Below are 12,843 nucleotides of genomic sequence, written 5' to 3'. Positions count from 1 at the left end.
CCCGACCCTATCGCCGGCAACACTGTTCAGCGCCCGTTGCGCCCATACGCCTGGCTGATCCGGTCAATCACCATGGCCAATGCGACAATTGCCAGCCCGGCCTCCACACCTTGCCCCACATTCAGCGTCTGGATCCCCACCAGTACATCCTCACCCAACCCGCGGGCGCCGATCATCGAAGCCATCACCACCATTGACAGGGCCATCATTACCGACTGGTTCAGCCCGGCCATGATGCTCGGCAGCGCCAGCGGAAGGGCAACACGCCGCAGGCGTTGCCAGCGGCTGGCCCCTAGACCGTGCGCGGCCTGTAGCAGCGAGGGGTCGATCTGGCTCAGGCCCAGTTCGGTCAAGCGCACCAGCGGCGGCAGGGCGTAGATCAATGTGGCAAACACGGCGGGCACCTTGCCCAGGCCGAACAGCATCAGCACCGGGATCAGGTAAACGAAAGCGGGCAACGTCTGCATCACATCCAGCACCGGTAACAGCAGCCGCTTGGCCAGTGGCCTGGCAGCCAGCAGAATGCCCAGCGGTATGCCCACCAGCACGCACAAACCGGTACTCACCAGCACCAAGGCCAAGGTTTGCAGCAGTTTGTCCCATAACCCGATCATGCCGATCAGGGCCAGCAGCGACATCAGCACCGCACTGCGCAGCAGGCTTCGGCTGGCGTGCCAGGCCAGCACGCCGACCAGCAGCAACAGCAGCCACCACGGCAACAGGCGCAGCAGGTTTTCCAGGCCTACCAGCAGTTGCAGCAACTGGTCGGAAACGCTACGCAAATGATCGCCGTAGTTCAGTACCAGCCAATCGACCAGCCGGTTGACGCTGTCGGCAAAGGAAAACTGCAAGGCCTGCGGGAAGCCGTTGCTCACAGGCTGCCCTCGACCTTGGCGGCGACTTCACTGGGCAGCCAGGCCTTCCAGACGTCACGGTTGTCACGCAGGAAGGTGAGGGCGGCATCGCGCGGCGGCGTGCGTTTTTCGCTCATGTCGGCCAGCGCCTTGTTGAGCCGGTCGATCGGCAAGTCGACCTGTTCGAACACCGTCACCAGGTCCGGGTAGCCTTCACGAAAGGCTTTGGACACGCCAATCGACAACTTCGCCGGCAGCGAACGGCTGCCCTGCGGGTTGGGGTTGCTGGCATCGGTGAGGGTGGCCCAGGCCTGGGCATCGAACGGTGGTTCTTCAAGCCGGATGAGCTTGTAGCGCCCCATCAATGGCGTCGGGTTCCAGTAGTAGAACAACACCGGCTGACCACGGCGAATGGCTGAGCCGATTTCGGCATCCATCGCAGCGCCGGAGCCACTGCGGAAGTTGGTGTACAGCTTGTCCAGGCCGTATGCCTTGAGCTTCTGGCTGTTGACCGTTTCCGACGTCCAGCCACTGGGGCTGTTCAGGAAGCGACCTTTGTCGGGTGACTCGGGGTCACGAAATACCTGCGGGTAACGCTTGAGGTCGTCGACATGGCGCAATTCGGGCGCCATGGGCTTCAGTTTGCGCGCGGCGTCCCCTTCGATTACATACGCAGGCACCCACCAGCCTTCCTCGGCATTCTTCACCGTATCACCCAGTGCGAATACCTGGCCTGCCTGCTCGGCTTTGACCCACGCCGGGCTGCGTCCGGCCCACTCTTCGGCGATCACTTGCAGGTCGTTGCGGGCCAGGGCCACCTCCATGCTGAGCGTGCTGCCGGGCAGGGTGTCTGTGGGGTAGCCGTAACCGCGCTCCACGATCAGCCGCAGGATTTCGGTGGTGAGGGCGCCGCTTTCCCAGCCGATGGCACCGAAATGGATGGGTGGGCGTTGTTCTGCCGAAGCAGCACTGTCAGTGCTTGCCAGGCATACGGCCAGCAGCAGGCCGGCCAGCAGTGTTGAAAGCTTCTTCATCCAGACCTCGTCGTTTGCCGCGCCTTGGGTGCAGGCAAGTGTAGACGACGAGGTTTGAGCGGTATTCAGGGCCGCACGAGGCGGCCCTGCCTGCCTCAGACGCGGAACTGGTCCATCAGCGCCTGCTGCTGGTTGGCCAGGCTGTTCAGCGACTGGCTGACCCGCGCCGACTCGTTGGCCTGGCCCGACAGCGACTCCGTGACATCGCGGATGGTCGCCACGTTGCTGTTGATTTCTTCAGCCACCGCGCTTTGCTCCTCGGCGGCCGAGGCGATCTGCAGGTTCATGTCGGTAATCACGCTCACCGCCTGACCGATACGCTGCAATGCCGTCACGGCCTGGCCAACCTGCTCCACGCCGCCCTGGGCCTGGCGATGGCTGTTGTCCATGGCGCCGACCACTTCGCGGGTGCCGGCCTGCAAGGCCTCGATCACCTGGCGGGTTTCTTCCACCGACTCCTGGGTACGCCGGGCCAGGTTGCGCACTTCATCGGCCACCACGGCAAAGCCACGGCCGGCTTCACCTGCGCGGGCAGCCTCGATGGCCGCGTTGAGGGCCAGCAGGTTGGTCTGCTCGGCAATCGAGCGGATCACCTCCAGCACCGAGCCGATCTTCTCGCTGTTCTGCGCCAAGCCCTGGACCTCGGCCATGGCGTCGCTCATGTTGGCGGCCAGGGCATCGATGCTGGTGGTGGTGTGGTCGATCACCGCCAGGCCCTCACGTGTGGCCTGGTCGGCGTCGCGGGCAGCCTGCGCGGCCTGGGCCGCGCTGCGGGCCACGTCCTGAGCGGTGGCGCTCATTTCGTGCGAGGCGGTGGCCACCTGGTCGACCTGGCGGTACTGCTGTTCCATGCCGGCGCTGGTTTCACTGGCAATGGCCGAGGACTGGTCAGCGGTACCTCGGGCGGCCTGCACCGAGCGTTTGACCTCGGCGATGGTCGGCTGCAGCTTGTCGAGGAAGCGGTTGAACCAGCCGGCCAGTTCGCCCAGCTCGTCCTGTTTCTGGTAGGTCAGGCGGCGGGTCAGGTCGCCTTCACCGCTGGCAATGTCCTTGAGCATGGCGGCCACGCCAAGGATGGGACGGGTAACGCCACGGGCCATCAGCCACACCATCAGCAGGCCGGCAATGGCTGCAACCAGGCCCAGGCCCAGCTCAAGCAGGGTGCCGCTGGTGTTCAGTGTGTCCAGTTCCTGCTTCAGCTTTTCGGCAGGCCCTGTCAGGGCGTTTTCCGGCACATCCAGCAGCACGCCCCAAGGCTGGGCGTCGGGGATCGGCCGGAACGCGGCCAGCACTTTCAGGCGCTGCTGGTCGTGCAGGATGGTCATCTTGCCATCGGCCAGCTTGCGCACCAGCTCGGCGCCCTTGGTCGGGTCTACCTGATCGAAGCGCTGGGCCAGCTTGCTGGCGTCGGCGCTGTAGCCGGCCAGCAGGCCGACCGGGCTGAGGATGCCGACCGTGGTGCGGCCTTCGTACAGGCTGCGGCTGGCTTCCTGGCTCAGGGCCTGCAGGCTGTTAAGGTTGATGTCGATGGACAGGGTGGCAATGATCTTGCCGTTGACCGTCAGCGGGAAGACGATGCTGGTCATCAGCACCTGCTGGCCATCGATGTCGTAAAAGTACGGTTCCACCACGCACACCTTGCCGGTGGTGCGCGGGCACACCCACCAGGTGTTGGCCGGCTGGCCGCTGGGGCCGATCTCGGTGTTGGCCATGTCATGCTCGGGCAGCGCCATGGCGGTCAGCTGGCCGGCGCGTGGTTGCGACCAGTACAGGGCAAAGCGCCCAGTTTCGTTGCTGCCCAGCTCCGCCTTGCCGGCAAACAGGCTGTCCTTGCTGTCCAGTGCGTTGGGTTCGAACACCAGCGAGAGGCCAAGCAGGTCGTGGTTGGCCTGCAGTGCGGCGCGCACTTGGCGGGTCATGTCCTCGCGCAGGTCGAAGGCATCGAGAAAGCGCTTCTCCGCCTGTTCACGCAAGAACAACACTTGACGGGCGAAGCCGGCGCCGTACTGGTAGGCGTCCATGAACTGGCGGCGGATGTTCAACGCCTGCACCTCACCTTGCGATTCGATGCGCGACTGCGCCGCCTCGGTCAGCATTTGCATGCTGCTGGCCTTGACCAGGTCTGAGCTGTGGTCCATGCGGTACAGCGACAGGCCGACGAGCAAAGTGACGATGCCGGCCAGGCAGAGACCGGCGAGCAGGGTGATCTTCCACTGGATGGAAAGTTGTCGCAAAGGCATGGGGGGATCCCTTGTAATAAGAGTGTGGCTAGCGACTGTGTCGGCGGGCGCGGTTTTTTCTTTATTCAAACGTTCAATTTAATTGTTGCGGCCGCTTGCGCTCCCACAGGGGATCGCGTGTTCTTTTAAGCATTGGTAATGCGCCGCAACATGGCGCTTTTGACATCTGCCGCCCACTGCTTCAGAGTTCGCGCTTTTTTCTGTCGTAATGAGGTAAGCCAACCATGAATGCAGTGATCGCCGCGGTCGGCATCATGCTGATACTCAGCCTGTCCCGCGTGCACGTGGTCATCGCCCTGATCATTGGCGCCCTGGTCGGTGGGCTGGTCGGAGGGCTGGGCGTCGAAGGCACGCTCAAGGCCTTCAACGGCGGCCTGGGCGGTGGTGCCACGGTGGCTTTGTCCTATGCACTGTTGGGCGCTTTTGCCGTGGCCATCGCCAAGTCTGGCCTGGCCCATGCCTTGGCTGACCGTGCACTGGCCATGATCGATCGCCAGGGCCACGCCAATGGCGGCAAGGTCAAATGGCTGATGATTGGCCTGATGCTGGTGGTGGCGGTGTCGTCGCAGAATATCCTGCCCATTCACATTGCCTTCATCCCGCTGCTGGTGCCGCCGCTTTTGTATGTGCTGACCCGCTTGCGCATCGACCGCCGGCTGATTGCCTGCGTCATCACCTTCGGGCTGATTACCCCATATATGTTCCTGCCGGTGGGGTTTGGCAACATCTTCCTCAACGAAATTCTGCTGGCCAACGTTGCCCGTGCCGGTGTCGATGTGAGTGGCGTCAATGTGACCCACGCCATGGCCATCCCGGCGGCAGGCATGCTCGCAGGCCTGTTGCTGGCCGTCTTCATCAGCTACCGCAAGAAGCGTGACTACGACCTGGCCCGCATCGAGCAGGTGGAGCAGGTGAGCGTGCAGTACAACCCGCTGACACTGCTGGTGGCCGGGCTGGCAATCGCCGCAGCGTTCATCGTCCAGCTGTTGCTGGATTCGATGATCATCGGGGCCATGGTTGGCTTTCTGATTTTCTCGCTGTCGGGCATCGTCAAATGGAAGGACACCGATGACCTGTTCACCGAGGGCATGAAGATGATGGCCATGATCGGCTTCATCATGATTGCCGCTTCGGGCTTTGCCGATGTGATGAAGGCCACCGGCGAGGTGAAAAGCCTGGTGGAAACCTCGGCGCAGTGGATCGACCACAGCAAGGGCGTCGGCGCCTTGCTGATGCTGCTGGTGGGCCTGCTGGTGACCATGGGTATCGGCTCGTCGTTCTCCACTGTGCCGATCCTGGCCGCGATCTTCGTGCCGCTGTGCGTGCAACTGGGTTTCGACCCGCTGGCCACGGTGTGCATCGTTGGCACTGCCGGTGCCTTGGGAGATGCGGGCTCGCCGGCTTCGGACTCGACCCTGGGCCCAACCTCGGGCCTGAACGTCGACGGCCAGCATCACCATATCTGGGACACCGTGGTGCCGACCTTCATCCACTACAACCTGCCGCTGCTGGCGTTCGGCTGGCTGGCTGCGATGACCTTGTAAGGTGGGGAGGGCGTCAGCCCTTGTCGGGCGGCGGCGAGATGCGGTTGAGCACGGTGCTGCCGTCCTTGCTGCGGGTCAGGTAGACCGGCAGCACCTTGGGCAGGTTGTTGACCAGGCGCCCCACTTCACGGGTGTTGTAAATGCCGCTGATGCGGATGCGACCGGTGCTGGCATCGGCCAGCAGCAGCGGCGCGTCGAGGTAGCGGTTGATCACCGGCAGCGCCTGTTCCAGGCTCAGGTTGTCGAGCACCAGCTTGCCGCTGCGCCAGGCCAGGCTGTTGCTGTAGTCGTCGCTTTGCTCCAGTTGGGGCTCGAAATCGCCCTGGTGGTAGCTGGCCTGCATGCCAGGCCCAAGGCGATAGCCACCGGTGCTGCCGTCGCTGGACACCAGCACCGAGCCTTCCACCAGGGTGACCTTGACCTGGTCCTGGTATTTCCACACATTGAACTGGGTGCCGGTGACCCGTGTCTGGCCGCGACCGGCGCGCACGATGAACGGGTGGTTGCTGTCGTGCTGCACCTTGAAAAACGCCTCGCCGCGCTTGAGCGTGACCTGGCGCTGGTCCTTGTAGTTGAGGTAGGTGAGCTCGGTATTGAGGTTGAGCTGCACCGTGCTGCCGTCGCTCAACTCCACGGTCTGCATGCGGTCACTGGCTTCGAAGTGCTGGTAGTGGTTGGGCAGCCAACCTTGTTCCCAGCCCACCCAGCCGGCCAGCGGCAGTACCGCCAGGGCGATGGCTGCGGCAGATGCCAGCGGGCGCCAGCTGCGTGGACGCGCAGGGTATCGGGCAGGCGGGTTGAACTCGACGACAGTGGCGGTGCGTGGCAACAGGTCGGCGGTTTGCCAGATTTCCAGCATCGCCTCGTATTCCTCGGCATGCCGCGGATCTGCCGCCAGCCAGCGGGCGAAAGCCTCGCGCTCGCCAGCCGTGCAGTCTTCGGCGTGCAGGCGCATGCACCAATGCGCGGCGGCGTCGGTGATGGCGTCGTCTGGGCTGGGATTGAGGCGGTCGTGGTTCATTGCGGCTCCGGGTTTTGCGCATTCTACCCTTGCCAGAGGGCTCCCGAGAACCGACGTAATGGCGAATGACTATCAGTTGTGCCGTTTTTTCGTCGGATTTGCAACGGTTTTTCAGCGTTTGAGAACCCTTCGCGCACGTAAATGCAGGCTGAGATCCTTGGGGCTGCTGCGCAGCCCATCGCGACACAAGGCCGCTCCTACAAGGAGTCGCGCCGCCCCTGTAGGAGCGGCCTTGTGTCGCGAAAGGGGCGCAAAGCGCCCCAAACGTCCTATCAGAATTGCGCCGCCTTCAGCCCATAAAGGCTGTCACTACCCGCCCGAATACTGGCCTCAAGCCCCAACCCACGCGGCAAAACCCGTTGGAAAAAGAACGCCGCACACGCCAGCTTGGCCCCATGGAAGTCAGCGTCCTCGCCCTGCTTGGCCAACGCCACCGCCGCCATCCGCGCCCACATGTAGGCATATGCTGTCAGCCCGAACAGCTGCAAGTACTCTACCGCCACCGAGCTGACCAGATTGGCGTCCTCGCCGACACGCGCCCGCAGCCACGCACTGGTCGCCTCCAACCGCGCCAGGCTTGCCTGCAGGGCTTCGCGGTGCAACGGGGCATCCACACTGAAACTCCGCACTTCGGCGGCAAAGCTGGCCAGCGCCTGGCCGCCGTCGGCCAGTACCTTGCGGCCGAGCAGGTCCAGGGCCTGAATACCGTTGGTACCTTCATAAATCTGCGCGATGCGCACGTCACGCACCCGCTGCTCCTGGCCCCACTCGCGGATATAGCCGTGGCCGCCATACACCTGCTGGCCAAGCACGCAGCTTTCCAGGCCGTTGTCGGTGAAAAACGCCTTGGCCACTGGCGTCAACAGCGCCACCAGGCGCTGGGCATGTTCGCGTTCGCCGGCATCTTCAGCGTAACGGGCCAGGTCCAGCTGCTGGCCAACGTAGGCGGCAAACGCCCGGCCACCTTCGGTGAGGCTGCGAATGGTCAGCAGCATGCGCCGTACATCGCCGTGGTGGATGATGGGGTCGGCCGCCTTGTCCTGCGCCTGCGGGCCGCTGGCGGCGCGGCTTTGCAGGCGTTCGTTGGCGTAACGGGCGGCGCTTTGGTAAGAGGCTTCGGCACAACCGATGCCCTGGATGCCGATAGACAGGCGCTCGTAGTTCATCATGGTGAACATGGCTGCCAGGCCCTTGTTCGGCTCGCCCACCAGGTAACCGATGGCACCATCGAAGTTCATGACACAGGTGGCCGATGCCTTGATGCCCATCTTGTGCTCGATCGAGCCGCAATGGGCGGCGTTGCGTACGCCCAGGCTGCCGTCGGCCTCGACCAGGTACTTCGGCACCAGGAACAGCGAGATGCCTTTGGCGCCAGCGGGCGCATCCGGCAGTTTGGCCAGCACCAGGTGGACGATGTTATCGGTGAGGTCCTGCTCGCCGCCGGTGATGAAAATCTTGCTGCCACTGATGTGATAGCTGCCATCGGCCTGGGGTTCGGCGCGCGTGCGGATCAGCCCCAGGTCGGTGCCGGCGTGGGGTTCGGTGAGGCACATGGTGCCCGCCCAGCGGCCTTCGTACAGGGGGGGCAAGTAAGTGGCCTTGAGCGTTTCGCTGGCGTGGGCATCGATGGCCAGGCAGCTGCCAGCACTCAAGGCCGAATACAGGCTGAAGCTGCAATCGGCGGCGTAGAGCATTTCTTCGAACAGTACGCCCAGCATTTTCGGCATGCCCATGCCGCCATACGCCGGGTTGCCGCCCAGGCCGACCCAGCCGCCTTCGCGGTAGGTGTGCCAGGCTTCGCGGAAACCGTCTGGCGTGGTGACCTGGCCTGCTTCGAAGTGCACGCCTTGTTCGTCGCCGTTGCGGCTGAGCGGGGCGATCAGCTGGCCAGTGACTTTGGCGGCTTCTTCGAGGATGGCGTCGGCGGTGTCGGCGTCGATGCGCTCGGCCAGGGCGGGCAGGCGGGCCCACAGGGCCGGGGCGTTGAATACGTCATGCAGGATAAAGCGCATGTCGCGCAGGGGGGCTGAATAGGTCGTCATCGTTGGCTCTTGAAGGGGAGAAATCAGGATTGACTTCTTCGCGGGCATGCCCGCGAAGAGGCCACTACGGCTTCAGAGGGCTTTGGCCCGGTCGCGCAGCACGTACTTCTGGATCTTGCCGGTGGAGGTTTTCGGCAGCTCGCCAAACACCACGGTCTTGGGCACCTTGAACCCGGCCAGGTGCTCGCGGCACCAGCTGGTGATGTCGGCTTCGCGGGTGTCTTCCCGGCCAGGCTTGAGGGCTACGAAGGCGCATGGGGTTTCTCCCCATTTTTCATCCGGGCGCGCCACCACGGCGGCCTCGAGCACCGCCGGGTGTTTATACAGGGCGTCCTCGACCTCGATGGTGGAAATGTTCTCGCCACCAGAAATGATGATGTCCTTGAGTCGGTCCTTGATCTCTACATAGCCATCGGCATGCCACACCGCCAGGTCGCCCGTGTGGAACCAGCCGCCGCGGAAGGCTTCGGCGGTGGCTTCGGGGTTTTTCAGGTAGCCCTTCATCACCGTGTTGCCGCGCATGAAAATCTCGCCCAGCGTGTTGCCGTCGCGCGGCACCGGCTCGAGGGTTTGCGGGTCGGCGACCATCAGGCCGTCGAGGGTCGGGTAACGCACACCCTGGCGTGACTTGATGCGCGCGCGTTCTTCCAGCGTCAGTTCGTCCCACTCGTCATGCCAGGCGCACACGGTCACCGGGCCGTAGACTTCGGTCAGGCCGTAGGTGTGGGTAACCTGGATGCCCATTTCTTCCACGGCACCGATCACCTTGGCGGGTGGTGCGGCGCCGGCCACCATGGCCTGCACCGGGTGCTCGATGGCGGCCTTGGCGGCTTCCGGCATGTTGACCAAAGCGTTGAGCACGATCGGTGCGCCGCACAGGTGGCTGACCCGGTGTTCGCGGATAAGGTTAAGGATCTTCTGCGGGTCGACCCGGCGCAGGAAAACATGCGTACCGGCCAGGGCGGTGATGGTCCAGGGGTAGCACCAGCCGTTGCAGTGGAACATCGGCAAGGTCCACAGGTACACCGGGCGATGCCCCATGGCCCAGGTCATCTGGTTACCCAAGGCGTTCAGGTAGGCGCCGCGGTGGTGGTAAACCACGCCTTTTGGGTTGCCGGTGGTGCCGGAGGTGTAGTTGAGCGAAATGGCCTGCCACTCGTCATCCGGCCACTCCCAGGCATATTCCGGGTCGCCCTCGGCGAGTAGGGCCTCGTAGTCCAGCTCGCTGACCGCACGGCCTTCGCCGTACTCGGGATCATCCACGTCCACTACCAATGGCGGATGTTCGAGCAGCGCCAGGGCGGCTTCAATCACCGCATGGAACTCGCGGTCGGTGATCAGCACCTTGGCCTCGCCGTGCTGCAGCATGAAGGCGATGGCCTCGGCGTCCAGGCGTACGTTCAGGGTATTGAGCACGGCACCGGTCATGGGCACGCCAAAGTGGGCTTCGAGCATGGTCGGGGTGTTGGGCAGCATCACTGCCACGGTGTCGCCACGGCCGATGCCGCGGCCCACCAGGGCACTGGCCAGGCGGCGGCAGCGTTGGTAGGTGTCTTGCCAGTTGCGGCGGATGGCGCCGTGGATCACGGCGGGGTAGTTGCCGTAAACGGCAGCAGTGCGTTCGATGAAGCTCAGCGGGGTGAGGGCGACATGGTTGACGGCAGCGGGCATCAGGCCCTGGGCATAGATCGACATGCGGTAATCCTGTAAGGGAGGCAGGCGCAGCCTGTGCGCTTGGCCCCCGGTGGCTGATTGTTAGCTCTGTTCAGGGTGCGGGAAGGCGTACGGTAGGCCGCCTTCCTCTGTCGCAGTTTTACGCGAATCGCTATGGTAGTAGGAATATCGACTATAGCAATATAGTAAAACTACTATAACAACGAGCCGCCTATTGTGGACAAGAGCGCTTATCCCTTGCTCGCCAAGGACCCTCAACCCAGCCTGCTGCTGGCCGATGACGCCAGGCCGCTGGCGCTCAACCCCGCGCTGCAAGCCTGGGTAGATGAAGGCCCGGGGCTGGCCAGCTGGCTGCCGGCCAACTGCGCCGCGCTGGTACGTGCTTGCCTGCGCCAGCACCGGGCGATTGCCGATGTCGAAGTGCAGGTGGGTGAGCGCATCGTGCTGTGGACGTTCATGCCTGATGACCAGGGCCAGCAGGTGCTAGGGCGCTGCCGTGACGCCAGTGAAGAGCGCCAAGGCGCGCGCGAGGCCAGCCGTGCACGGCGCTTGTATCGGTTGATCATCGAGAACACCACCGACCTGATCTCCCGGCACAGCCCCGATGGCCGCTTTCTGGATGCCTCTCCGGCCGCATTTCGCCTGCTCGGGTTGTGGCCCGAGCAACTGCGCGGCATGCCCATGCACAGCCTGCTGCACCCGCGCGAGCGGCGGCAGGTGCTGCGCCAGGCGGCAGCGGCGCTGGACCAGGATGGCTACCACACCATGACCTGCCGGGTACGCCAGGCTGCGGGCGGTTACCGCTGGTTCGAAATCGCCAGCCGGGCCATCCGTGAAACCTACACCGGCACGGTGGTGGAGGTGGTCAGCGTGTCCCGCGACATCACCTTACGCATCGAAGCCCAGGAAAGCCTGGCGCACAGTGCCCGGCTGGCCACCCTCGGCGAACTGGCATCGGGCATCGCCCACGAGATCAACCAGCCGTTGGCTGCGGTGGTCAATTACGCCAACGCCAGCTTGCGCTACCTGTCGAGCATCGAGCGCGACCCGCAGGCCCGTGAGCGTGTAGGACAGGGGCTGCAGCGCATCAGCGAACAGGCCACCCACGCCGCTGAAGTGATCCGCCGGCTGCGCGCCTTCCTGCGCAAGGGGCCACGGAACCTGCAGGCGCTGGACGTGACCGAGGTCGCCGAGGAGGCCATGCGCTTGTGCGCGTGGGAGGCCGCGCGCGACCAAGTGACGGTGGAGCTGCGCATGAGTACGCAACTGCCCTTGGTGTACGCCGACCGGGTGTTGCTGGAACAGGTTCTGCTCAACCTGTTGCGCAATGCCATCGATGCCAACCGCGAGCAGCAGGGCGAACGGCCGTCACGTATCCTGCTCGGCGCTGGGCGTGATGGCGACGGCGTGCTGGTCGAGGTGGCTGACCAGGGCCCGGGTGTGGAACCCGCGCGACTGGACGATATCTTCACACCGTTCACCACCAGCAAGGCCGACGGCCTGGGCCTGGGTTTGAGTATGAGCCGCAGCCTGATCGAAGGCTTTGGCGGCAGCCTGTGGGCGCGGGCGGGTGACAACGGCGGTCTGGTATTGTGCTGCCGCCTGGCGGTCAGCAGGGGATAAGGGGGGAGTTGAGGGTGCAAGCGAAAGTGTATGTGGTCGATGACGACCAAGGGATGCGCGACTCGACGGTCTGGCTGCTGGAATCTGTGGGTTTGCAGGCCTTGCCCTTTGTCAGTGGGCAGGCATTTCTCGATGCCTGCGTCGACGATGGGCCTGCCTGTGTGCTGCTGGATGTGCGCATGCCGGGGCTGGGAGGGCTTGCGGTACAGCAGGCAATGCGCGAGCGCGGCCTGGCGCTACCGGTAATCTTCGTGAGTGGCCATGCCGATGTGCCGATCGTGGTGCGTGCGTTCAAGGCTGGCGCCTGCGACTTCATCGAAAAGCCTTACAGCGACCAGTTGCTGCTCGACAGCGTGCAGGCCGCGCTGGAGCGCGCCACGCGTGCGCGGCAGGGCGATCAGGAATTGGCCCAGGTGCAGGCGCGTATCGACGGCCTGACGCCGCGTGAGCGTGACGTGTTCGTGCCGCTGGCCCAGGGGTTGAACAACCGAGAGATTGCCGAGCAACTGGGCATCAGCGTAAAGACCGTGGACCTCTACCGGGGGCGGGTGATGAAGCGTTTGCAGGCGGGCAGCCTGGCAGAACTGGTGGGCATGGCGATTGCCTGCGGGGCTGTTGCGGCACTTGGCCTGAGCGCACGATATTAACAGCAATCACAGATCCCTGTGGGAGCGGGCGTGCCCGCGAAACAAGCAGCGCGCAGGATGGCACGGGCTTCGCCCGTGTACGCGGGCGCGCCCGCTCCCACACTGAGAAGGGCGCTGGGCTTCAGATTTGCACATGAATCATGAAATTTTGCATAGCTACCTAA

At 64.2% G+C, this 12,843-nt stretch carries 9 protein-coding genes; 3 read left to right on the top strand and 6 right to left on the bottom strand.

Going from position 1 to position 12,843, the window contains the following annotated elements:
- Positions 1-26 precede the first annotated feature (26 nt).
- From ACF8R4_RS23495 to ACF8R4_RS23485, 3 genes are all read right to left on the bottom strand, one after another.
- Positions 27-875, bottom strand: coding sequence for a proline/glycine betaine ABC transporter permease (locus tag ACF8R4_RS23495; protein ID WP_060496995.1), 849 nt, complete (start codon positions 873-875; stop codon positions 27-29).
- Positions 872-1,888 carry an ABC transporter substrate-binding protein gene (locus ACF8R4_RS23490; protein ID WP_060496994.1) on the bottom strand — a complete coding sequence of 339 codons (1,017 nt, stop codon included), beginning with the start codon at positions 1,886-1,888 and terminating at the stop codon, positions 872-874. The genes ACF8R4_RS23495 and ACF8R4_RS23490 overlap by 4 nt, the downstream gene beginning before the upstream one ends.
- 95 nt (positions 1,889-1,983) lie before the next feature.
- Positions 1,984-4,128, bottom strand: coding sequence for a methyl-accepting chemotaxis protein (locus tag ACF8R4_RS23485; protein ID WP_200929406.1), 2,145 nt, complete (start codon positions 4,126-4,128; stop codon positions 1,984-1,986).
- A 224-nt stretch (positions 4,129-4,352) separates the two neighbouring features.
- On the opposite strand from ACF8R4_RS23485, the gene ACF8R4_RS23480 reads away from it, so the two are divergent.
- Positions 4,353-5,672, top strand: a complete 1,320-nt coding sequence (locus tag ACF8R4_RS23480; protein ID WP_060496992.1) for a Na+/H+ antiporter family protein — start codon at positions 4,353-4,355, stop codon at positions 5,670-5,672.
- 13 nt (positions 5,673-5,685) lie between these two features.
- On the opposite strand, the gene ACF8R4_RS23475 is transcribed toward ACF8R4_RS23480, so the two are convergent.
- From ACF8R4_RS23475 to ACF8R4_RS23465, 3 genes are all read right to left on the bottom strand, one after another.
- Positions 5,686-6,693, bottom strand: coding sequence for a FecR family protein (locus tag ACF8R4_RS23475; RefSeq protein ID WP_060496991.1), 1,008 nt, complete (start codon positions 6,691-6,693; stop codon positions 5,686-5,688).
- A 272-nt stretch (positions 6,694-6,965) separates the two neighbouring features.
- Positions 6,966-8,735, bottom strand: coding sequence for an acyl-CoA dehydrogenase C-terminal domain-containing protein (locus tag ACF8R4_RS23470; RefSeq protein ID WP_392493574.1), 1,770 nt, complete (start codon positions 8,733-8,735; stop codon positions 6,966-6,968).
- 72 nt (positions 8,736-8,807) lie between these two features.
- The gene (locus tag ACF8R4_RS23465; protein WP_060496989.1) at positions 8,808-10,430 is read right to left on the bottom strand and encodes an acyl-CoA synthetase; all 1,623 of its coding nucleotides are present in this window, start codon (positions 10,428-10,430) and stop codon (positions 8,808-8,810) included.
- A 195-nt stretch (positions 10,431-10,625) separates the two neighbouring features.
- Here ACF8R4_RS23465 and ACF8R4_RS23460 point away from each other — a divergent pair, with 195 nt between their 5' ends.
- A complete protein-coding gene (locus ACF8R4_RS23460) occupies positions 10,626-12,032 on the top strand; it encodes a sensor histidine kinase (protein ID WP_104834614.1) in 1,407 nt (468 codons plus the stop codon).
- 14 nt (positions 12,033-12,046) lie between these two features.
- Positions 12,047-12,679: a response regulator transcription factor gene (locus ACF8R4_RS23455; RefSeq protein WP_082426309.1), complete on the top strand. Its 633-nt coding sequence runs from the start codon at positions 12,047-12,049 to the stop codon at positions 12,677-12,679.
- Positions 12,680-12,843: the final 164 nt, after the last annotated feature.

This window comes from Pseudomonas sp. FYR_2 (assembly GCF_043106425.1).
GTDB classification, from domain to species: domain Bacteria; phylum Pseudomonadota; class Gammaproteobacteria; order Pseudomonadales; family Pseudomonadaceae; genus Aquipseudomonas; species Aquipseudomonas monteilii.
Note: the sequence above shows the minus strand (reverse complement) of the source record. Positions and strands in the feature narration are given on the sequence as shown.

What these genes read in the sequence shown, in the direction of transcription:
- ACF8R4_RS23490 (WP_060496994.1), bottom strand. Translation starts at nt 1,888, where the DNA reads ATGAAGAAGCTTTCAACACTGCTGGCCGGCCTGCTGCTGGCCGTATGC.
- ACF8R4_RS23485 (WP_200929406.1), bottom strand. Translation starts at nt 4,128, where the DNA reads ATGCCTTTGCGACAACTTTCCATCCAGTGGAAGATCACCCTGCTCGCC.
- ACF8R4_RS23480 (WP_060496992.1), top strand. Translation starts at nt 4,353, where the DNA reads ATGAATGCAGTGATCGCCGCGGTCGGCATCATGCTGATACTCAGCCTG.
- ACF8R4_RS23475 (WP_060496991.1), bottom strand. Translation starts at nt 6,693, where the DNA reads ATGAACCACGACCGCCTCAATCCCAGCCCAGACGACGCCATCACCGAC.
- ACF8R4_RS23470 (WP_392493574.1), bottom strand. Translation starts at nt 8,735, where the DNA reads ATGACGACCTATTCAGCCCCCCTGCGCGACATGCGCTTTATCCTGCAT.
- ACF8R4_RS23465 (WP_060496989.1), bottom strand. Translation starts at nt 10,430, where the DNA reads ATGTCGATCTATGCCCAGGGCCTGATGCCCGCTGCCGTCAACCATGTC.